The sequence below is a fragment of the Streptomyces sp. 17_S59 genome (assembly GCF_056930295.1).
On the sequence record NZ_JBXOWD010000001.1, the window covers coordinates 1,292,132 to 1,313,038 of the forward strand.

At 74.5% G+C, this 20,907-nt stretch carries 15 protein-coding genes and 1 pseudogene; 5 read left to right on the plus strand and 11 right to left on the minus strand.

The genetic code is table 11. The features are described 5' to 3' along the window. Positions 1-221 precede the first annotated feature (221 nt). Genes AC1Z4A_RS05520 through AC1Z4A_RS05535 form a run of 4 tightly spaced genes read left to right on the plus strand, consistent with a single transcriptional unit; the run spans position 222 to position 6,583 of the window. A complete protein-coding gene (locus AC1Z4A_RS05520) occupies positions 222-1,064 on the plus strand; it encodes a glycosyltransferase family 2 protein (protein ID WP_483676699.1) in 843 nt (280 codons plus the stop codon). Further along, the gene (locus tag AC1Z4A_RS05525; protein WP_483676700.1) at positions 1,061-2,110 is read left to right on the plus strand and encodes a glycosyltransferase family 2 protein; all 1,050 of its coding nucleotides are present in this window, start codon (positions 1,061-1,063) and stop codon (positions 2,108-2,110) included. The genes AC1Z4A_RS05520 and AC1Z4A_RS05525 overlap by 4 nt, the downstream gene beginning before the upstream one ends. Next, the gene (locus AC1Z4A_RS05530; protein WP_483676701.1) at positions 2,107-2,907 is read left to right on the plus strand and encodes a polysaccharide deacetylase family protein; all 801 of its coding nucleotides are present in this window, start codon (positions 2,107-2,109) and stop codon (positions 2,905-2,907) included. The genes AC1Z4A_RS05525 and AC1Z4A_RS05530 overlap by 4 nt, the downstream gene beginning before the upstream one ends. Beyond that, positions 2,900-6,583, plus strand: a complete 3,684-nt coding sequence (locus tag AC1Z4A_RS05535) for a lipopolysaccharide biosynthesis protein (RefSeq protein ID WP_483676702.1) — start codon at positions 2,900-2,902, stop codon at positions 6,581-6,583. The genes AC1Z4A_RS05530 and AC1Z4A_RS05535 overlap by 8 nt, the downstream gene beginning before the upstream one ends. A 16-nt stretch (positions 6,584-6,599) precedes the next feature. Here AC1Z4A_RS05535 and AC1Z4A_RS05540 read toward each other — a convergent pair whose 3' ends face one another. From AC1Z4A_RS05540 to AC1Z4A_RS05550, 3 genes are all read right to left on the minus strand, one after another. Continuing rightward, positions 6,600-7,232 (minus strand): hypothetical protein, encoded by a 633-nt coding sequence (locus AC1Z4A_RS05540; RefSeq protein ID WP_483676703.1) that lies wholly within the window; start codon positions 7,230-7,232, stop codon positions 6,600-6,602. 42 nt (positions 7,233-7,274) lie between these two features. Next, positions 7,275-7,529, minus strand: a complete 255-nt coding sequence (locus AC1Z4A_RS05545) for a hypothetical protein (protein ID WP_483676704.1) — start codon at positions 7,527-7,529, stop codon at positions 7,275-7,277. A gap of 103 nt (positions 7,530-7,632) precedes the next feature. Beyond that, on the minus strand, positions 7,633-9,030 hold the full coding sequence (locus AC1Z4A_RS05550) for a xylan 1,4-beta-xylosidase (RefSeq protein ID WP_483676705.1): 1,398 nt from the start codon (positions 9,028-9,030) through the stop codon (positions 7,633-7,635). 114 nt (positions 9,031-9,144) lie between these two features. On the opposite strand from AC1Z4A_RS05550, the gene AC1Z4A_RS05555 reads away from it, so the two are divergent. Beyond that, positions 9,145-10,305, plus strand: coding sequence for a DUF5925 domain-containing protein (locus AC1Z4A_RS05555; protein ID WP_483676706.1), 1,161 nt, complete (start codon positions 9,145-9,147; stop codon positions 10,303-10,305). A gap of 195 nt (positions 10,306-10,500) precedes the next feature. Here the strand turns inward: AC1Z4A_RS05555 and AC1Z4A_RS05560 are convergent, their stop codons facing one another. The 8 genes and pseudogenes from AC1Z4A_RS05560 to AC1Z4A_RS05595 form a co-directional block, all read right to left on the minus strand. Further along, positions 10,501-10,875, minus strand: coding sequence for a GntR family transcriptional regulator (locus AC1Z4A_RS05560; protein ID WP_483676707.1), 375 nt, complete (start codon positions 10,873-10,875; stop codon positions 10,501-10,503). A 74-nt stretch (positions 10,876-10,949) separates the two neighbouring features. Beyond that, positions 10,950-12,807, minus strand: a pseudogene (asnB, locus tag AC1Z4A_RS05565) (asparagine synthase (glutamine-hydrolyzing)). Between the two features lie 194 nt (positions 12,808-13,001). Then, a complete protein-coding gene (locus AC1Z4A_RS05570) occupies positions 13,002-14,189 on the minus strand; it encodes a type III PLP-dependent enzyme (RefSeq protein ID WP_483676708.1) in 1,188 nt (395 codons plus the stop codon). Next, positions 14,186-15,934 carry an IucA/IucC family protein gene (locus AC1Z4A_RS05575; RefSeq protein ID WP_483676709.1) on the minus strand — a complete coding sequence of 583 codons (1,749 nt, stop codon included), beginning with the start codon at positions 15,932-15,934 and terminating at the stop codon, positions 14,186-14,188. Before AC1Z4A_RS05575 ends, AC1Z4A_RS05570 begins: the two co-directional genes overlap by 4 nt. Before the next feature lie 106 nt (positions 15,935-16,040). Continuing rightward, a complete protein-coding gene (locus AC1Z4A_RS05580) occupies positions 16,041-17,804 on the minus strand; it encodes an IucA/IucC family protein (protein WP_483676710.1) in 1,764 nt (587 codons plus the stop codon). Continuing rightward, positions 17,801-19,024: an ATP-grasp domain-containing protein gene (locus tag AC1Z4A_RS05585; protein ID WP_483676711.1), complete on the minus strand. Its 1,224-nt coding sequence runs from the start codon at positions 19,022-19,024 to the stop codon at positions 17,801-17,803. Before AC1Z4A_RS05585 ends, AC1Z4A_RS05580 begins: the two co-directional genes overlap by 4 nt. 101 nt (positions 19,025-19,125) lie before the next feature. Further along, a complete protein-coding gene (locus AC1Z4A_RS05590) occupies positions 19,126-19,272 on the minus strand; it encodes a hypothetical protein (protein ID WP_483676712.1) in 147 nt (48 codons plus the stop codon). A gap of 84 nt (positions 19,273-19,356) precedes the next feature. Further along, positions 19,357-20,892, minus strand: a complete 1,536-nt coding sequence (locus tag AC1Z4A_RS05595) for a carboxyl transferase domain-containing protein (protein ID WP_483676713.1) — start codon at positions 20,890-20,892, stop codon at positions 19,357-19,359. Positions 20,893-20,907 lie beyond the last annotated feature (15 nt).

Below are 20,907 nucleotides of genomic sequence, written 5' to 3' on the forward strand. Positions count from 1 at the left end.
AAGCCGTAACGGTGGTGCCGGAGCGGGGCGCGGCAGGGGGTGCCGCGCTCGGCCGTCCGCAGTGCCGAGTCGCGTGCCGCGCGGCCGGTGTTACTTGCCAACTCACCCTGCCCGTGCGGTGATCCCTGCCGCCCGGGACCGGGTGAGTACCCCCTTTTCGAACCGGACAGACGATCGGACCGCTCCGGGCGGGCGGTCCGCCGGACGAGAGGGAAAGATCCATGAGTGCGTTCCTGCGCCCAGCGGCCAGTGAAGAGGATCCCGAACCGCCGGAGACACCCGGGACCTCCGGCCGCTACCGTCCGGTGACCTCGCAGTTCGCGATAGCGCCACCGGTGAGCGTCGTCATTCCCGCCATGAACGAGGCGGAGAACCTCCCGTACGTCTTCAAGACGCTGCCCGCCTGGATCCACGAAGTGGTCCTGGTCGACGGGAACTCCACCGACGACACGGTCCGGGTCGCCCGGGACCTCTGCCCGGACGTCAAGGTCGTCGAGCAGCTCGGCAAGGGCAAGGGCGATGCGCTGATCACCGGCTTCGCCGCCTGCACGGGCGAGATCATCGTGATGGTCGACGCCGACGGCTCCGCTGACGGCGGGGAGATCGTCAGCTATGTCTCCGCGCTGGTCGGCGGCGCCGACTTCGCCAAGGGGTCCCGCTTCGCCAACGGCGGCGGCACCGACGACATGACACTGATCCGCAAGCTCGGCAACCGCGTACTGACCTCCATGGTCAACCACAAGTTCGGTGCCCGCTACACCGACCTCTGCTACGGGTACAACGCGTTCTGGAAGCACTGCCTCGACGCGATCGCCCTGGACTGCGCCGGCTTCGAGGTGGAGACCCTGATGAACATCAGAGTGGTCAAGGCGGGACTGCGGGTCCAGGAGATTCCCAGCCATGAGTTCGTCCGCATACACGGCACGAGCAACCTGCGCGCCGTGCGCGACGGCATCCGGGTGCTGAAGGTGATCCTCCGGGAGCGCGGCAGCCGCCGTGCCACCCGGCGCCGCAAGCGCCCCCTCGCCATCGCACCCGCGGCGAACCACGGGGAAGTGTCTTGAGCGCTGCACAGACCGGACGGACGTGCGCACCGGGCATCTCGGTGGTCGTCTGCGTCTACACCGAGGACCGCTGGGGCGACATCCTCGCCGCGGTGGCCTCGGTGCGCGACCAGTCGTACCCGGCCCTGGAGACGCTGCTCGTGGTCGACCACAACCCCGCGCTGCTGCGCCGGCTGGCCGAGGTCTACGGGGACGGCGGCGGGCAGCGCGTGCGGGTGCTGCCCAACGCCGGCCCCCGGGGCCTGTCCGCGGGCCGCAACACCGGCGTCGCCGCCTCCTCCGGCGAGGTGATCGCCTTCCTCGACGACGACGCGGTGGCCGAGCGGGACTGGCTGCTGCACTTCGCCGAGGGCTACGCCGACCCGCGGGTGATGGCGGTCGGCGGCCGTACCCAGCCGGTGTGGGCGTCCCGGCGCAGGCCCGCCTGGTTCCCGGAGGAGTTCGACTGGGTCGTGGGGTGCACCTACCGCGGGCTGCCGCCGGGCCGGGTGGCGGTCCGCAACGTGCTCGGCGGCAACGCCTCGTTCCGCAGGTCGGGGCTGGTGGCCGCGGGCGGCTTCGCCAGCGGCATCGGGCGGGACGGCCACCGGCTGCCGCTGGGCTGCGAGGAGACCGAGCTGTGCATCCGGCTGACCAGGGCCCTGCCGGAGGCCGTGCTGCTGATCGACGACCGCTCGGTGATCCACCACCGGGTGCCCGAGGCCCGTGAGCGGTTCGGCTACTTCCGCACCCGGGCCTATGCCGAGGGCCTGTCGAAGGCCCTGGTGGCGCACAGCGTGGGGGCCCAGGAGGGGCTGGCCAGCGAGCGCCGGTACACCACGCGGGTGCTGCCGGCCGGAGTCGCGCGCGGGCTGCGGGACGCCCTGCTGGGCAGGCCCGGCGGGGCGGGCCGGGCCGGGGCCATCGTGGCCGGGCTGGCCGCGACGGTCGGCGGCTACGCCGTGGGCACCCTGCGGGCGCGGCGCAGCGGGGAGCGGTTCGCGGTGGCCGCGCTCCCGGCGGCCCCTGCGGACCGGGCGGCCCCGGAGAGGGGGGCGGCGGCATGAGCGCACGGCCGGTGCCGATCCTCATGTACCACGCGGTGGCCCACTCGCCCGCCCGTGCGGCGTACGGACTGTCGGTCTCCCCCGGCGCGTTCGCCGAGCAGATGGCGCTGCTGGCGGGCTCCGGCTTCACCCCGGTCACGACGCACGAGCTGGCCGCGGCCTGGCGCCGCGGCGGGCGGCTGCCCCCGAAGCCGGTGCTGATCACCTTCGACGACGGCTACGAGGGCGTGCACCGCTACGCCCTCCCGGTGCTGGCCCGGCACGGCTTCCCTGCGACGCTGTTCGTCTCCACGGGCTGGCTGCGGGGCGCCCACGAGACCGGGGGCGCGCTCGACCTGATGCTGGACTGGGACCAGGTGCGCGAGCTGGCGGCGGCGGGCGTGGAGATCGGCGGGCACAGCCACACCCACCCGCAGCTCGACCAGCTGACCGACGAGCGGCTGTGGTTCGAGGTGCGGCACTGCCACGATCTGCTCGCCCTCGAACTGGGTCACCCGCCCGTGTCGTTCGCCTACCCCTACGGCTACTCCAGCCGCAGGGTGCGCGGTACGGTGCGCGCGGCCGGGTTCGACGTCTCGCTCGCCGTGGGCAACGCACTGGCCGCCCGCCGCCAGGGGCCGTACGCCCTGGAGCGGGTGACCGTCCGCAGATCCACGGGCACGGCCGAGTTCGAACGGCTCGTCGAGGGCCGGGGGCTCGGCCGGCTGTTCGCCGCCGACCGGGCCCTGACCAAGGGGTACGCCATCGTCCGCAGAAGCCGCCGCGCCGTCAGGAAAGCGATCGAGGCCCGTGTCTGACACCTCCACCCGGACCGAGGAAAGAGCGGTGGAGCCTGCCGCCCGGCGGCTGCGGCTGCCCGGGCGCGGGGGCGGCAGCCCGCTGTTCCGCAACGCCTTCGCGCTGATGCTCAACACGGGCATCAGCGCCGTGCTCGGCGTGGGCTTCTGGCTGGTGGCCGCCCGCTACTACAGCGAGGACTCGGTCGGCCAGGGCTCGGCGGCGATCGCCGCGATGAAGCTGCTGGCGGGGCTGACGGCGGTCACCCTCACCGGGGCGCTGGCCCGCTTCATCCCGGTCGCCGGGCGGACCACGGGCCGCCTGGTCTTCCGTACGTACGCGGGCAGTTCGGCGGTCGTCGCGACGGCGGCGGGCGTCTTCCTGCTGACGCTGGACTCCTGGGGGCCGTCCTACGGCTTCCTGCACGGGGCGCTGCCGGGGCTGGGGTTCGTCGCGGCCGTGGTGGCCTGGTCGCTGCTGACGCTCCAGGACGGGGTGCTGACGGGGCTGCGCAGCGCCTTCTGGGTGCCGGTGGGCAACACCGTCTTCTCGGCGGTGAAGCTGGCGCTGCTGGTGGGGCTGGCGGCGGCGCTGCCGGTGTCCGGGGTGTTCGTCTCCTGGGTGGTCTCCATCGCGGTCTCGGTGCTGCCGCTGGGGTGGCTGGTGTTCCGGAGGCTGGTGCCCGCGCACGTCCGGGCGACCGAGGAGACGGCCCGGCCGGCCCCGTACCGCGAGATCGGCCGCTTCCTGGCCGGCGACTGCACGGGGTCGCTGTTCTCGCTGGCCGTGGTCTATCTGGTGCCGGTGATCGTGGCGGCGCAGGTCAGCCCGTCCGACAACGCCTACTTCTACATCACCTCCACCATCGGCGGCACGATCAACCTGCTGGCCATCAACATGGGCGCCTCGCTGACGGTCGAGGGCTCGCACGATCCGGGGCGGCTGGCGGAGAACTGCCGGGCGGCATTGCGCCGGATGGCGAAGATCATGGTGCCGGTGTGCGTGCTGCTGTTCCTCCTCGCGCCGTACGTCCTGCGGGTGTTCGGGCCGGGGTACGAGCGGGCGGCGACGCCGCTGCTGCGCTGGTTCGCGGTGGGCGCGGCGCTGCGGGTGGTCATGGAGGTCTACTTCGCGGTGCTGCGCGCCCAGAGCCGCACGGCCGGGCTGGCCTACCTCCAGGGGCTGCTGTGCGTGCTCGTGCTGGGGCTGACGCTGCTGCTGCTCCCCCGGATGGGGCTCACGGGCGCGGGCGTGGCGGAGATCTGCAGCCTGACGGTGATCGTGTCGATCGCGGCGGTGAAGCTGTGGGGCGTGCTCAAGGCGGACCGGCCGCCGGTGCCCCCAGACGCCGCCGAGACGTCCCCCGACGGCGACCTCGCGGACCTGGCGGTGCACGGCGACCGGCGGGACGCCGGGGCGGACGGCCGGGAGTCCGGGAGCCGCGGGGCGCGCTGGGCGCCGCTGCGCTCGGCGCTCGACCCGGACACCCTCCCGCTGGGCGTGCGGCTGGACATAGACCATCTGGAGCGGCGCCCGGACGTGCGGCTGGCGGCGGAGCCGGTGCAGAGGCCGATGCAGCAGCCGATGCAGAAGCCAGTACAGAAGTCGACGCAGCAGCCGGTGGAGAAGTCCGTGGAGCAGGCCCCCGCCGCGGCGCCGTCGCCGGCCGCCGGGCCCTCGGCACCCCGGCCCGTCCCCCGGTGGCGCACGCCGGAGGCGGGGATCGGGCTGCTGCTCGCCGCGGCGCTCGCGCTGTACTGGCTGCCGCTGAAGGCCGTCGGCGAGGTGGACCTGGACGGCATGGGCGGGCTCGGGCTGGTCTCCGTCATGCCGGTGGCGAGCCTGATCGGGGCGGCGCTGCTGGTGCTGGCGTTCGCGGGAGCGCTGTGGCTGGAGCGGCCGCGCAGATGGCTGTTGCTGACGGTGCTGCTGGCGACCGTGGTGTCCTTGCATGCGGTGCCCGCGCTGCTGGAGGACCAGCCGCGCTTCGCGACCGCGTGGCAGCACGTCGGGTTCCTCGACTACATCGACCGGACCGGCACCGCGGCGCCCGACCTCGACGCCCGCTGGAGCTGGCCCGGTTTCTTCGCCCTCGCCGCGCTCGCCGCCCACGCCTGCGGCGTCGACGACCTCACCGAGGTGCTGCGCTGGTGGCCGCTGGTCGTCCAGCTGCTCTGCCTGGCGCCCCTGTTGCTGCTGTTGCGAGCGGTACGGGCGGGCTGGCGGGCGAAGTGGACGGCGCTGTGGCTGTTCGCCCTGTGCGGCTGGGTGGGGCAGGACTACTTCTCCCCCCAGTCGCTCAACTATCTCTTCTACCTGCTCTTCGTGGCCGTGCTCCTGGTGTGGTTCCGCTGGCCGGGCCAGCTGCGCGGCCGGCTGCTGCCCGGCGAGCGCGAGGTCGCCCCGGCCGGCCGCGGCGAGCTGACCGCCCTGCTGGCGCTGCTGCTCGCGCTGTTCACCGCCTCGGTGGCCAGCCACCAGCTGACGCCCTTCGTCATGCTGGGCGTCCTGACCGTCCTGGTGCTGGTCAAGCGCTCGTCCCTGACGGGGCTGCCGCTGCTGTGCGGGGTGATCCTGGCGGTGTGGGTGGGGTTCCTGGCGGAGCCCTACTGGTCGGGGCACTTCCACGAGCTGTTCGGCGGGCTGGGCTCGCTGGGCGGCAACGTCTCCTCGTCGGTGTCCGGCCGGATCGAGGGCGGCAGCCGGACGCACAAGCTCGTGCTCTACGTCCGGGTCGCGCTCGCGGCCGGGGTGCTGGCCTTCGCCGCCCTCGGCTGGTGGCGACGGCGGCGCGCCGGGATCGGAGACCGCGCGCTGCTCGTGCTCACCGCCGTGCCCTTCCTCGCCTTCGGCATGCAGTCCTACGGCGGCGAAGTCGCCTTGCGCGTCTTCCTGTTCGCGCTGCCGGGCGCCTGTGCGCTGGCCGCACTGGCGCTCTTCCCCCGCCTGCGGGAGGCGCGCGGGCACGCGTACCGGGGGCCGGTGGCCGTGCTGCTGGCCGGTCTGGTGCTCTTCTTCGGCTTCCTGGTGGCCCGCTGGGGCAACGAGTCCTTCGAACGGGTCCGCACGGGCGAGGTCACGGCGATGGACTACGTCTACCGGCACGACGAACCGACCGTGCGCGTCCTGTGGATGAGCAGGGACCCGCTCAACGACGTCACCCCCGCCATGCCGTGGGGCGCCCGCGACATGGAGCGGGTGCTGTACGAGCCGACGCTCGCCCCGCGCGACCCGGGGCAGGTGCCCGGCCTGCTGACCGCCCTGCGCAAGGCCGGTCCCCGCTCCCTGCTGTTCGTCTCCCGGGGCCAGTCCGGCTATCTGGAGATGAGCGCGGGCTACGCCCCCGACTGGGACCGGCAGCTGCGGCACGCCCTCGACGGACGGCCGGAGCTGCGCCGGGTGCTCGCCAACGACGACGCGGCGCTGTACGAGCTGAAGGAGCAGCCGCCCGGGACGGCCCCGGAGCCCCGGCCCGGACCGGCCGGGCCCAGGATCACCTGGACGCCCGTCTCCGTGGTGGGCGGGCTGGCGGCGGTGGCGCTGCTGGTGCTGCTGACCGTGCGGGAGCTGGTGCGGGTGGGCGCGGGGCCGGGGGTGCGGCAGCTGCGCCGGGTGCAGGCCTCCTTCTGGTTCGCGGTGCCCTTCCTGGTGGTGGTGCTGGGGTCGCTGGTGTGGCGGATGGCGACCATCTCGTAAGGGCCGTAAGGGGGCGTCAGAACAGGGAGCGGTAGCAGAGGGCGGCCACCGCGCTCGGCCCGGGGAGCGGGCGACTGGGCCGGTGGTGCGGGAGAACGTGGCCGCTCAGGGCGGTGACACCGGTGACCGGGTAGCTGAGGAGCGTGCCCGAGGCGCGGTCCCATGCGGGGTCGCTCTCCAGTTCGCCGAGCCGTTCCATGGTGCTGCCGGTGAGTCCGGGGTGCACATGGAGCGGGCCGACCTCGCCGAAGGCCGTGGTCAGCAGGGTCAGCTGGCACAGTTCCGTGTCGACGTGCAGGAAGACCTCGTCGTCGCCCTCGTAGTAGCCGTAGGCGGCGAAGGTGGGCACGAGGAGCCGGCCGGTCAGCGCCCGGGCGGTGCCCACCAGGGCCAGGTGTATGCGGGCCAGCAGCGGCCCGCTCGCGGCGGGGGTGCCGCGGCGGGGCATGCGGAGCGCGGAGACGGGGGTGCGCGGTCCGCCGCGGGGTATCGCCGCGGAGGCGCGCCGGGCGCGCCCCTCCGCGGCGAGCCCCTCGGGCAGGGCGCGGTCCCACAGCCCGGGGAGGGGGACGAAGCCGTGGGCGGCGAAGGACCGCTGCTGGGCGCGGGTCACGGTGGTCCGGTGCGGGAGGGCTTCGGCGTGCGTCACGATCGGTTCTCCTTCACCGTCGTTTCACCGTCGCGGGGCGCGTCAGGACGTGGTGGCCACCGGCCAGGAGGGCTCGGGGGTGTAGTAGGCCAGCTCGCTCTCGGCAGGGAGGGTGAGGACGCCCGCGAAGGCGTAGCCGCCGGCCAGCGGCACCTTCGCGCTCCTGGTCAGGTGCCGCTCGATGGCGGCTCTGGCCCCGGGGGCGGCCTTCGCCGTCTCGACGGCCTCCCTGGGCAGCACGTAGTAGTTGTCCTCCGCATCGACGATGACCAACGCCTGACTCGCGTTTTCGGGCACCGGGGCCTTCCTTTCGCTCTGTTGACGCCGCTCGAAGTGTTCCGGTGGCCCGGGGGAAAGGCAACGCCCGGGACGCGCCCGCCGGGTGGACGGGGCCGCGCCGTCAGAGCCAGCGCACTTCGTACGCCCCCAGCGCCACCGTGCGCCCGTCGACCTGCGTCGTGATCCCCTCGGCCCGCGTATTGACCACGAGCACCGTGCCGCCCGCGGCCAGGGCCTGGATCCGGCCGCGGTCCGCCTCGGTCACGTCGACCGACCGGAAGGACGTTCCCGGGGGGAACGTCTTGGCGAACCGGGACAGCAGGTCCAGCATCGGCAACCCGCCTCCGCCGTCGTCGAGTTCGGTGCTGCGCCACAGGCAGCCCGGGCACTCGGCCACCTGCTCCTCCGGGTTCCAGTAGAAGGCGGCCGCGGCTCCGGATCGGGCGAGCCGCATCATCGCGGTGGCCTGGACGGCGACGCGGTGCGGCTCGGTCCACAGATTGCGGTTGTCACTGGCGTCGGCGGGCTCCACGTACCACTCGGCCCACCACACCGGGAGACCCGTGGTCCGGTTCACCCAGGCGGTGACGTCGGCGAACTTCTGGGTGGCCTCGAACTCGTCGGGCACCAGCCTGCTGCCCGTGCGGGTGTAGCTGGAGCCGTCCACGACAACGAAGTCGGCTCCCTCCTTGTGCTCGTCCCAGTATTCGAGCGCGTCGACGGCACGCTGGTCCACCACCCCCCAGGGACCGCTCAGCCGGGAGGGGTTGGACGTGCTGCCGGGGGCCTCGCTGTCCATGACCACGTACGGACCGCCGACCAGGGCCCGCTGGTTCCGTTTCTTCACCTCTTTGTAGACGAGGTTGTACAGCTCGGTATAGCCCTCGTAGTCCCAGCGGTTCCTGGATTCGTCGTAGAAGCCCTTCAGCTCGTTCCAGACGATGAAGTGACGTACGTCCGGATAGCGTTGGGCGATCTTTCCGGCGAGGGCGGCGAAGTCCCGGTAGTGGGCGCGGTCGGGGGCCTTCTCCAGGGACTTCTGGGACCAGTCGGTGCCGGAGCCGCCGCCCTTCATCCAGTCGGGGGCGCAGCAGAGGGTGAGGACCGGGGTGCCGCCGGTGCTGCGCACCAGCGCGATGCGCCGGTCGAGGTCGGAGAAGTTGTACTTCCCGGGCCGGGGCTCGGGGTTGTCGGCGCCCCAGCCCATGATGTGCTGGTTCTGCGGCAGCGGGTCGGCGGAGAGCGTTCCGGCCGCTTTCTTGCGGGCGGCGTCCCGGCCGAGGTCGGCGCTGTACTGGGTGTGGGTGAAGCCCCAGCCCACGTCGGCCGCGGTGCCGCCGAGGCGGCCGGGGCCGCCCTTGGCGCCGCCGCCCGACTGCCAGGCCGCGACGACCAGGGCCGCCAGCAGGGCCAGCGCGGCGGCGGTGGCCACGAGCATCGCGGCGAGGCGCCACCGCCGCGTCCCTGCCCGCCCCCCGATCGACCGCAGCAACGCCCGCCCCCCACCATGACGTCCCATCACGGCAAGGGTAACGGCGGCGGAAACGGTGTGCGGGGGCTTCCCGGCGCAACGGGGCCGGAACCGGGGAAAACCCGGGTGCGGCGGGGCGGGGCGTGCCGGATCATGGGCGGCATGCCTGCCGACGCGCCCGCCGACCGCCCCTCCTCCCCCGCCGCACCGGACTCCGCGGGCTCCGTGGGCTCCGTGGGCTCCGCAGGCTCCCCGGCCATCCGGCTGAACGTGGACGGCGACTCCCCGGCCGACGTCGTCGAGGCCCTCTTCCTCGCCCCCTTCAGTGCGGGCGAACAGCCCTACGCGCGCGGCCACTCCGTGGAGCGCGTCCGCTCCGGGGCGACGCTGCTGCCGCCCGGGGCCCGGGTGGTGCGCTCCGCGCGCGACGACGACCGCAGCGCGACGCTCGCCGAGGGCGAGGGCTGGAGGCTGCTGGCCGACCGCTGGCTCCGCGGCAGCGCGGAGGTGACGGTGACGGCCGTCAGCGAAGAGCTGGCCGTGCGGGTGCTGGCGCAGGCCGTGGAGGGCGCGGAGGACGAGCCCGAGCCCCAGCCCGAGGACGTCGCCATGGGCTTCTGGTACCTCTCCCCGCGGCGCGGTCCGCACCGCACCACCCGGCAGATCTCCGCGGGCACCTGGGAGGAGGTCCGCGCCAACTACACGGCCCCGGTGGCCGATGCGATGGACCGGCTGATGAAGCTCACCCCGGACGACGTCGCAGGCCGGCTCCTGCTGCTGCACGGCCCGCCCGGCACCGGCAAGACCTCCGCGCTGCGCACACTGGCCCGTGCGTGGCGGGACTGGTGCCAGGTCGACTGCGTCCTGGACCCGGAGCGGCTGCTGAACGACGTCGGCTATCTGATGGACATCGCCATCGGCGAGGACGACGGCTCCGAGCAGGGCCGCTGGCGGCTGCTGCTCCTGGAGGACTGCGACGAGCTGATCCGCGGCGAGGCCCGGCACGCGGCGGGCCAGGCGCTGTCCCGGCTGCTGAACCTGACGGACGGGCTGCTGGGGCAGGGCCGCAACGTGCTCGTCGGCGTGACGACGAACGAGGACCTGGAGCGGCTGCATCCGGCCGTCGTGCGGCCGGGGCGGTGCCTGGCCCGGATCGAGGTCGGTCCGCTGACGCGGGCGGAGGCGGTGCGGTGGCTGGGGCGGGAGGAGGGGGTGGGCCGGCACGGTGCCACGCTCGCGGAACTCTTCGCGCTCCGGCGCGGCACGGGGCCGGCATCGGTGCCGGGGCCGTCTCCGACGGCGGATGCGGGGCTGTACTTGTAGGGGGGTTTCTTTTCCCCACCCCGCCCCTTCCCGTAACCGGGGGCTCCGCCCCCGGACCCCCGGTCCTCAATCGCCGGACGGGCTGGATTTCCAGCCCGTCCGGCGTTTGAGGACACCGCGCGCAGCGCGGTCCCGGGGTCTGGGGCGTAGCCCCAGTTACGGGAAGGGGCGGGGTGGGGAAAGAAACCCCCGGCCTCAGCCCCCGTACACCGCCCGCAACGCATCCCGCGCCGCCGCCAGGGCGGCCTCGTGGTCGAGGCCGAGGCGGTGGGCGCGCTGCGCAAACGCCTGCGCCGCGGCCGCCGCCTCGCGCTCTGCCGTATCCCCCTGCGCCGCCACGAACGTCCCGTTCCGCCCCCGCGTCTCGATGACGCCGTCCGCCTCGAGCGCCCGGTACGCCTTGGCCACCGTGTTCGCGGCCAGGCCCAGCTCCTCCGCGAAGCCGCGCACCGTCGGCAGTTTGTAGCCCACGGGGAGGTCCCCGGAGCGGGCCCGTTCCGCGATGCGGGCGCGGATCTGCTCGTAGGGAGGCTCGGCGGCGTCCGGGTCGACGGTCATCTGCAAGGCCACGGTGGGACTCCTGGTGTGTGCCGTGTTGTGCCGTCCATTGTGCGCCAGGAGGAGCCCACCGCGCCCGCCCGGCACTACAGCTCGAGCGCCGTGCCGTAAGCACTCAGCCAGTTGTCGAGGCCGAGAACGGTCTCCGTGGCGGTCCGGAAGGACTCGCCGGACTCCTCCGCGAGCGCGTCGGCCACGGCCGGGTCGTCCAGCAGCGGCCGCACGGGCGCGTCCCGGTCGGCCAGCGTGCGGCGCAGCTCGGCGCGGAGCACCGCGGCGTAGCGCGGGTCCTGGGTGCTGGGGTAGGGGCTCTTGACGCGGTCCGCGACGGACGCGGGGAGCACATCGCGCGCGGCGGCGCGCAGCAGCGACTTCTCGCGGCCGTCGAAGGTCTTCATCGCCCAGGGGGTGTTGAAGACGTATTCGACGAGGCGGTGGTCGCAGAACGGCACGCGCACTTCGAGGCCGACGGCCATGCTCATGCGGTCCTTGCGGTCGAGGAGCAGCTGGACGAAGCGCGTGAGGTGGAGGTGGCAGATCTCGCGCATGCGCCGTTCGAGGCCGGTCTCGCCGGGCAGCCGGGGGACCTCGGCGAGGGCCTCGCGGTAGCGGGCCTGCTGGTAGCCGGGCAGGTCGAGCTTGCCCAGGACGCCCTGGTCGAGGAGGGCGACGCGGGTGCCGCCGGCCGGGCCGGAGAAGCTGTCGAAGGTGCCCGCCGCGAGCCAGGGGAAGGTGTCGGCCCGCACCGTCTCGGGGTCGTGGAAGCAGCGGTAGCCGCCGAAGATCTCGTCCGCGGACTCCCCGGACAGCGCGACCGTGGACTGCTCGCGGATGGCCTTGAAGAGGAGGTAGAGGGAGGTGTCGCCGTCCCCGAAGCCGCCGGGCAGGTCGCGGGCGGACAGCACCGCGTCGCGGTGGGTCCGGTCCATCAGGGTCGCGGTGTCGAGCACGATGTCGGTGTGGTCGGAGCGGACGTGCTCGGCGAGGGCGTGGGCGTACGGGCCGTCGGGCGTGGGCCGCACGTCGTCGGGGCGGAAGTTCTCGGTGTAGCCGGTGAAGTCGACCGAGAAGGAGCGCACCGGGCCGCGTCCGGCCCCGGCGAGCCCCCCCCCCGGCGGCGAGGGCGGTGACGGTGGAGGAGTCGAGTCCGCCGGAGAGCAGGGTGCACAGCGGCACGTCGGCGACGAGCTGGCGGGCGACGATGTCGTCGAGCAGCTCGCGCACGTGCCGGACGGTGGTGCGTACGTCGTCGGTGTGCTCGCGGGCCTCGAGCCCCCAGTAGCGGCGTACGGTCAGGCCGCTGCGGCGCACCCGGGCGGTGTGGCCGGGGCGCAGCTCGTACATGCCCTTGTAGACGGCGTGGCCGGGGGTCTTGGTGAACGCCAGGATCTCGGCGAGGCCCTCGGCATCGACGGCGGGGCGCACGGCGGGGTGGGCGAGGATCGCCTTGGGCTCGGAGCCGAAGATCACCCCGTCGGGGGTGGGGTGGTAGTAGAGGGGCTTGATGCCCATGCGGTCGCGGACCAGGAGGAGTTCCTCGGTGCGCGGGTCCCAGAGGGCGAAGGCGTACATGCCGTTGAGGCGTTCGGTGAAGGACTCGCCCCATTCGAGGTAGGCGTGGAGGACGACCTCGGTGTCGCCGGCGGTGCGGAAGGCGTGCCCGTGGGCCTCGAGTTCGGCGCGCAGCTCACGGTAGTTGTAGACCTCGCCGCTGTAGGTGGTGGCGAGCAGGGTGCGGCCGTCGTGTTCGGCGAGCATCGGCTGCTTGCCGCCCTCGATGTCGATGACGGCCAGCCGGCGGTGGCCCAGGGCGGCGTGGGTGTCCAGCCATGTGCCGCCCGCGTCCGGCCCGCGGCAGGCCATGGTCTCCGTCATGGCGTCGAGCGTGCCGCGCGCGGTGGTGAGGTCCTGGTCGTAGGCGATCCATCCGGTGATCCCGCACATGGTCGCGGTGTCCCCTTTCGGTAGGCCGCCCCGGGGTTCCGGGGCGCGGCTGAAGCCCCCGTGGCCGCGGCCCCGCCACCGGCCGTGGCCGGGACCGCCGGGACCGCGACGCCGACGCTACGCCGATATAGATGCATCCACCATCTATAATTGGCAAAACAGTGGCGGATACATGCATTGCGTCACCGATTCCGTCACCGAAGGAAGTGGAAGCCCGGCTTCGGGTGCATCAGGAACTCGTGGTGCGAGATGTTCCAGGCGTACGCCCCCGCCATCGCGAAGGCCACCCGGTCCCCCACCCTCAGCTCCGCCACCGGCACCCGCCTCGCCAGCACGTCCCTGGGCGTGCACAACTGCCCGCCGAGGGTCACCGGTTCGTCCAGGGCGGCCGGCCGCGGCCAGGGCCGGTCCCAGATGTCGGTTGGCAGCACGGCGAAGGGGTGGTCGTGGCCCTTGGCCGCGGGCGTGCGCATGTGGTGGGTGCCGCCGCGCAGCACGGCGAAGGCCTCGCCATGGCTGTGCTTGAGGTCGAGCACCTCGGTCACGTACCAGCCGCAGTGGGCCGTCAGCGACCTGCCGGGCTCGATGCGCAGGGTGAGGCCGGGATGCCCGGCCGCGAGCCCGGCCAGCCCCTTGCCGTAGGCGGTCCAGTCGAAGCGGGCGCGCGGCCGGGCGTAGTCGACGGCCATGCCGCCGCCGACGTTCACCTCGATCGGCCCGAGACCGTGCCGCTCGCCGAACTCCCCTGCCCAGCCCGCTATTCCGGCCGCGACGGCCAGCTGGGCCGGGGCGTCCAGGCCGCTGGCCAGATGGGCGTGGATGCCGCGCAGCCGCAGGCCCGGGCCGCGCAGCAGCGGCAGGCACGCCTCGGCACGGCGCGGGTCGAGGCCGAAGGGGCTCGGCCCGCCGCCCATGGTGAGGGCCGCCCCGGCCGGGCCGTCCCCGCCGGCGGGGAGGTTGACGCGCAGCAGGACATCCACCGGCTCGCGGCCGGGGCTCTCTCCGGCCAGCAGGGCGAGCAGCCGCAGTTCCTGCTCGCTCTCCACGTGGAAGCGCTCGACGCCCAGCTCCAGGGCCAGCCGCAGCTCCGCCTCGGTCTTGCCGGGGCCGCCGAAGGCGAGCGGGAGGCCGGGCACGGCCCGCCGGACGTGGGCCAGTTCGCCGCCCGAGGAGACCTCGTACCCGGTGACGTGGGGCGCGAGGGCGGCCAGGATCTCGGGGGCGGGGTTGGCCTTGGCCGCGTAGTACAGCTCGACGGCGCCGGGCAGGGCGGCCCGTACGGCACGGACGTGCTCGTCCAGGGCGGCGAGGTCGTAGACGTAGGCGGGCAGGCCGTCGGCGGGCAGGCGCCCGGCGAGGGCCGCGACCGGTCGGGTGATCACGGTGTGCGGCTCCAGGGGTCGGTACGGGCGGCTTCGCAGAGCAGGTCCGAGGCCAGGGGCGAGCCGATGCGCACATATCCGGCGTGCCGGTCGGCCTTGCGCTCCCAGCGGGTGAGCAGATTGGCCTTGGCGGGCAGCGGCACCCCGGCGACCAGGGCGCGCAGCCGCGGCGGGTCGCCGTGGGCGGCGGCGCAGGCGGCCAGCACCCGGCGCACGGAGCACCAGAGTCCGGGCTCCAGGCCGGGGTGGCGGTCGGCGAGCGCGGCCAGCGTCTCGGCGAGGTGGTTGACGAGCAGGCAGTAGACGACCCGGTCCCAGCCGCGCTCGGGGTCGTACGTCATGGCCCGCGCCACCTCCGCGTCGAGCGCGGCGAGGGCGGCCGCGTGACGGTCGGGGAGCAGCTTGGTGCCCTCCAGGTCGCGCAGGAGGACCTGCCGGGGCATGCCCTCGTCGTCGACGCCGACCACGACGTTCTGCAGGTGCGGCTCCAGGACCACGCCGTGGTCGAAGTAGGCGGCCAGCACGGGCGGCACGAGCAGCCGCAGATAGGCGTCCCACCAGGCCAGGGCCCGTTCCGGGCCGGAGCCCGCGAGCAGCCGGGACAGCTGGGCACCGCCGGTGGGGTACTCGTCGGCGACCGCGGCGGCCAGCAGGGCGGTGAGGCCGGGCGCGAGCCGGGCGCCGAGACCTTCGCGGACGATGACGCCGAAGCCCTCCGCCAGCTCCCGGCCGCCGAGGCCGAGGGTGCGGTAGCCGGGCTCGCGCAGCAGCCCGGCCCCGGGGAAGCGGGCGGTCAGGGCGGTGGCGACCGGCTCCAGGATCCGGGTGAGCGCGACGGCGCCGGCCAGCTCGTACTCGGCGTTCTTGCGCAGGCAGTTGGTGATCCGGACGTTCAGGCTGAACTTCAGGAAGTCGCGGCCGTCGTAGAGCGTGCGCACCGAGGCGGTCGGTGCGAACGCGGCGCCGCGCGGCCCGAGGTCGAGGACGTCGCCCCGGCCGAGCGCGGCCCGCAGGGCGGGGTGGTCCCTGAGCATGCCGAACTGCCAGGGGTGGGCGGGCAGCAGGACGTAGCCCGGCGGCACGCTCCCCTGCCGGTCGAGCGCGGCGAGCGCGGCCGCCCCGGCGGTGCCCTCCCGGACGCAGTCCTGCCGCACGTGCTCCCGGCGCACGGCGAGGTGGCGCAGGGGGAAGCGGGCGCGGGCCTCGGGGGCATAGCGGCCCCAGTCGCCGGGGTCGCCGGAGCGGGCCTTGGGGGTGGGGTGGAAGCGGTGGCCGAAGAGCAGGCACTGCTCGGAGTCCAGATAGCGCTCGGCGGGTGCGAGGCCGTCCCCGCCGGGGCGCCAGGCGCCGAGGGCCGCGCGGATGCCGGCGTGGCCCACGGCCACCTGGCCGAGGAACTCGTCGTTGCGCACCCCAGTGCGCAGTTCCAGCTCGCGGTGGACGTGCTCGGCGAGCGCCTGCCAGGACAGCTCGGCCCAGCCCCCGGCGCGCTGTTCGGTGACGGGCCCGGTGAAGCGGTGGGCGCCGATGAGGGAGGCGCGGCGCAGCCGGACCCGGAGCAGGACGTCACTGCGGGGCAGCCGCAGCAGCAGGTGCCCGTCGGAGACGGCGGTCTGGTGCTCGGGGCCGGAGACCTCGCGCAGGAGGCAGTTCAGCAGGGTGTGGGCGACCACGTGGTCGGCGGTGGGCAGGCCGGGCGGCGTCGTCGGGCGGGTGACGGACGCGGCGGGGGTGGCTGAGGACATGTCGGCGACTCCGGCATGGGAAGAGGGGGCGTGCTGACGGTCGCCGTCGGGGCCGCGGCGGCGGGTCCTGCTGAAGGGTTCGCTGCGGGCGGGTGCGGGAGGGCCGTCAACGGGCCGCCCTCCGAAGGTAGTTGGGGCCCTCCACGTAGTACTTGTTGATGTCGGCGGCCCCGGAGCGCTCCTTGCTGAGCAGCGTGCCCGCGGTGATCATGGCCTTGACCGGCAGCCGGTCGGCGTCGAGGACCCGGGTGCGCAGGATCGCGGCCGTGCCCGGGGCGAGCCGGTCGACGGCCTCGGCGAGCCGCCGGCGCAGCTGGAGCAGCCAGCCCTCCAGCGTCCCCCTGCCGAGCCCGGCCAGCTCGAAGGCGAGGGCGCCCGCGCACAGGTGGACGGTGATGGTGGCGAAGACGTCGGCGACCGGCCCGTCGCCGGCCACGAGGATGCGCCGGTCGTCGAAGCCGAGCAGGTCGGCCGCCGCCCCGCCGAGCCGGGCCGCGAGCCGGACGGAGTGCACGCGGGGCCCGTCGTTGTCCTTCAGCAGCAGCCGCATCCGGGGCCTGCCGTCCCGTTCGTCGAGCACCACCGAGGTGTTCTGCTGGTGGGACTCGAGGGCTATGCCGTACGAGAAGAGGGTGGTGTGCCAGTCCAGCAGCAGGGTCAGATAGGCGTCGACGAAGGCCACGAGCGAGCCGCCGTAGTAGCGCTCGGCGAGTGCGTCGGCGACGAGCCGCCCGTCGGGGGTGCGGGCGAGCAGCGCGGCGACGGGCACCACATGGGCGTCCTGGAGCCCGGACGGGCAGTGGCGCACCAGGGCGGCGAGGAGTTCGTGACCGGCGTGCAGGTGGGTGCGCTCGTCGGCAAGGAGCACGGTGCCGGCGAAGCGCGGCTCCCGGACGACGACGTGCTCGAGCAGCCGCTGCCCGACCTCGCCGTCGACCAGGCTGCCGGGCTTGATGGTGCGCCGGTTGCGCAGGCCCAGGGTGGCGGTGGCGAGCGGGAGTTTGAGGTGGATCTCCGGGTCGTCGGCGACGGCCACGGTGCGCGTCGACAGCGTGGGCACGACCTCCAGCCAGGGTCTTTCGGCGAGGTGGGCGGCGCCCTCCAGGCCCGTGGCGGCGAGGGCTCCGGCGAGCGGCCCGGCGGCGGTCAGGGGGTGGACGGGCAGTGCCAGGTGGGTGGCGTCCAGCCGGGCGGGCAGGCCGAGGGCGGCCGGGGTGGGCCACCAGTGCGGCAGCTCGGCGCGCTCGCCGTGCACGGCCCCGTGCGGCAGGGCGAGCCAACGGAGGCCGAAGGAGGGGTGGAACTCGGGTGCGTAGGAGCGCAGTTCGGTCTCGGTGAGGCCGGAGCGCACCCGGCCGGTGGGGTAGACGGGGTGCTCGCGGAAGGCGGCGAGGGTCTCGTGGGCGAGGCAGCCGCGCAGCCCGGTCCACTCGGCGGTGGAGTGCCCGTATCTCCCGGCCAGCCGCCGCAGGACGGCCTCGCGCACCCGGCCGTGCAGCCGGGCGGCGGCCAGCTCCTCCTCGCACTCGGTGAGGAAGGCGTCGAAGCCGGCCCGGTCCTCGGGCGGGGCGGCGGCGCGCAGCCGGGAGAGCACCGGGCGCAGGCCCCGGACCGGGCCGTCCGGGGTGTCGAGCACCGGCTCGCGGGCCTGCACCTCGCACTGGAAGCCCTCGGGGCCGACCGGGAGCATCAGCGTTTCCTCCGTGACGGGGAGCCGGAGCCAGGTGCCGTCGGGGCGCTGCTCGGTGCCGGCCCCGCTGCGCAGCCCGTAGGCGTTCTCGCGCAGCAGGGTGCTGAGCACCCTGCCGAGGAGCGCGTTCTCCGCGGGGTCGGCCGCCGCGGACGCCGGGGACGGCGTCGCCGTGCTCATGTGACGATCTCCCATCGCCGGCGGGCCAGGAATTCCGCGACGGCCCGGTCGATCCGGTCCTGGTCGGTACCGGTCGCCCGCAACACCCCCAGGTAGTCGCGGTTGGTGCGGTAGCGCGGGTGTTCCTCGCCGAGCTCGCGCAGCGGCCGGTAGACCAGCCGTACGCCGTCCTGCTCGGTGTCGCTCGCCCCGGGCGCGGCCTTGAGGGTGCCGCCGCGCTCGGCGCACACGTACTCCATACGTACCCGGCCGTCGCTGCGCGCACCGAGTTCCGCCGGGAGCGGCTCGCCGAGGTGGGTGCGCAGGACGTGCTCGAAGAGCGGAATGTCCAGGGCTCCGGCGAGGGCGAGGTCGCACTGGTCGCCTATGGCGCGGTAGTTGACCTCGACGATGCGGGCGCGGTCGCCCTGGGCGACGTATTCGGTGTGGCACACCCCGAAGCCGACGCCGAGCGCGCGGAGCCGGTCCAGGACCTGTCCGGTGTGCGGCTGCCGGGGGGCGGGCAGGAGCGTCATGCGCTCCTCGACGAAGTGCGGCGGCGGGGACAGCTCGGTCCGGAAGGAGGCGAAGGCGTGCAGGACGGTGCCGTCGCCCAGGGTCTCCAGGGTGTGCAGCTCGCCGGCCAGGTACTCCTCGGCGACCAGGGCCGCGCCGGGCCGCCGGGCGCGGATCTCCCGGCAGCAGTCGGCGAGTTCGGCCGCGTCGTGCACGAGGAAGACGTCCTCGCTGGCCACGCCTTCGCGGGGCTTGAGCACCCAGGGGTAGGGGATGGCGGCGGCCGCGAGGGCGGCCGGGTCCTCGGCGGGGCCGAGTTCGGCCGACCGCACGGCGTCCGGGCCGGAGGCGGCCAGGACACGGCGCATCTCGGCCTTGTTCTTGGTGCGGAGGGCCGCCCGCCAGTCCTTGCCGGGCAGCCCGAAGTAGTCGGCGGCCAGGGCGGCCTGGACCTGGAGGTGGTCGCTGTTGGTGAACACCGCGCCGGGTCCGCCGAGGGCGGAGATGCGGCCCGTGACCTCGCGGACGTCGCGGACGTCGCACTCCTCGAGGGCGAGTTCGGGCAGCGGCTCGCCGCCGGCCGCGACGTGGCGTTCGCAGGCGCGGCGGTGGGCGGCGGGCTGGTCGGTGAGGAGGGTGACCGTCAGCCCGAGGCGGGCGGCTGCGGGCAGGAAGCCCTCGGTGACGGAATCGGTGGGGTTGAGGGCGAGGAGATACAGACGCACGGGTGTGCCTTTCGGGGGCAGGGGTGTGCGAGTGGCGCTGCCGCCGGGCGCGGGCGCGGGGTGCGGCCCCGGCGGCGGGGCGGAGGGGGCCGCGTGGCCGGCTACTCGGCCGTGGCGGCGCGGTCTTCGCTGCCGCAAGCGGCGAGCGCGGTGACGCCGGCGATCGTGGCGAGGCCCGCGGCGAGCACTCTGCGGAGCCGATACAGGATCGGTCGGAGCAGGGTCACGGTGGTGTTCCTGTCGTTCACGAGGAAGAGATTAGGTTAGGCAAACCTAAGTCTGTCAATTCCCCTCAGGAGTGCAGCCGCAATGCCCGTGATGCCCGTATCGCCTTATGAGTGAATGTCACCCGGGCCGCCGAGGCGCCGGTAGCGCGCACGGCGTGCCACGCTTCGTTCGCGCTGGTCGCACGCCCTGAGAGCGGCCATCTCCGCTCCGATCACCTGCCCGAGAGTCGAAAGGAAGTCCTCTTCTTCCTCTACGATGCGGTCCACGATTCCGTTCGCCAAGAGGTCGGCGGAGCGTACGCCCTGACGCGCCGCCACCTCGTAGGCCCGGTCCGTCGTCCGGTGCAGGATCGCCGAGGCGCCCTCGGGCGGCAGGGGCGACAGCCACGCGTGCCGCGCGGCCACCACGCGGTCCGCGGGGAGGAGCGCGAGGGCGGCGCCGCCCGCGCCCTGGCCGAGCAGCAGGCACAGGGTCGGCGCGGGCAGGTTCACCAGGTCGGCCAGGCAGCGGGCGATCTCGCCGGCCAGACCGCCCTCCTCGGCCGACCGCGACAGCGCCGCCCCGGCGGTGTCCACCACCGTGAGCAGCGGGAGGTGCAGCTCGGCGGCGATCCGCATGCCGCGCCGGGCCGCCCGCAGCCCGGCCGGTCCGAGCGCCTGGCCGTGCGCCGGAGGGCCGTCCTCCGACGTCCCGTCCCGGCTCCCCCGGTCATGGCCGAGGACGACGCACGGGGTGCCGCCCACCCGCGCGAGCGCGAGCAGCAGCCCCGGGTCGCGCTCCCCCGCGCCCGTGCCCGACAGCGGCGTGACATCGGTGGCGGCCGCCCGCAGGAACTCCCGGGTGCCGGGCCGGTCGGGCCGGCGCGAGCGGCGGATGGACTCCTCGGCGGAGGGCACGAGCGAGACGTCGGGCGCATGGACGGCGACCGGCTCGGGCGGCGGCCCCGCCCCGGCGCCGTCCGCGGTCAGCACGGACAGCGCCCGGGCGGCGGTCTCCGCCAGCCGGTCCGCCGGCAGCACCGCATCCACCAGGCCGTTCGCCAGCAGGTTGGAGGCGACCTGGACGCCCGGCGGGAACTCCTCGCCGTAGAGGGCCCGGTGCACCCGGGGCCCGAGGAAGCCGATGAGGGCGTCGGGCTCGGCGGCGGTGAGATGGCCGAGGGAGCCCCAGGAGGCGAGCACCCCACCGGTCGTGGGGTGCCGCAGATACACGAGGTAGGGCAGCCCGGCGGCCTTGTGGTCGGTGACGGCCGCGGCGACCTTCACCATCTGGAGGAAGGCGATGGTCCCCTCCTGCATCCGGGTGCCGCCCGAGGCGGGCGCCGCCAGCAGCGGCAGCCGCTCGGCCGTGGCCCGCTCCACGGCCCGCACCAGCCGCTCCCCCGCCGCCACCCCGATCGACCCGGCCAGGAAGCGGAACTCGCAGGCCACGACGGCCACCCGGCGCCCCCGCAGCCGCCCCTCGCCGCTGACGACGGACTCGTCGAGGCCCGTCCGCTCGCGCGCGGCGAGCAGATCGGCGCGGTAGCCGGGGTCGTCCTCGGTCAGGGCCACGGGCTCGTCCCAGGACCGCCAGCTGCCGGGGTCCACGACGGCCAGGACGAGATCGAGGGCGGACGGGCGGGGGCTGCTCTCGCTCATGCCGTCACCCTGCCA

Bases quoted from the DNA above. Each gene is read 5' to 3' on its own strand.
- AC1Z4A_RS05520 (WP_483676699.1), top strand. From the start codon at position 222: ATGAGTGCGTTCCTGCGCCCAGCGGCCAGTGAAGAGGATCCCGAACCG.
- AC1Z4A_RS05530 (WP_483676701.1), top strand. From the start codon at position 2,107: ATGAGCGCACGGCCGGTGCCGATCCTCATGTACCACGCGGTGGCCCAC.
- AC1Z4A_RS05550 (WP_483676705.1), bottom strand. From the start codon at position 9,030: ATGGGACGTCATGGTGGGGGGCGGGCGTTGCTGCGGTCGATCGGGGGG.
- AC1Z4A_RS05555 (WP_483676706.1), top strand. From the start codon at position 9,145: ATGCCTGCCGACGCGCCCGCCGACCGCCCCTCCTCCCCCGCCGCACCG.
- AC1Z4A_RS05575 (WP_483676709.1), bottom strand. From the start codon at position 15,934: ATGTCCTCAGCCACCCCCGCCGCGTCCGTCACCCGCCCGACGACGCCG.
- AC1Z4A_RS05580 (WP_483676710.1), bottom strand. From the start codon at position 17,804: ATGAGCACGGCGACGCCGTCCCCGGCGTCCGCGGCGGCCGACCCCGCG.
- AC1Z4A_RS05595 (WP_483676713.1), bottom strand. From the start codon at position 20,892: ATGAGCGAGAGCAGCCCCCGCCCGTCCGCCCTCGATCTCGTCCTGGCC.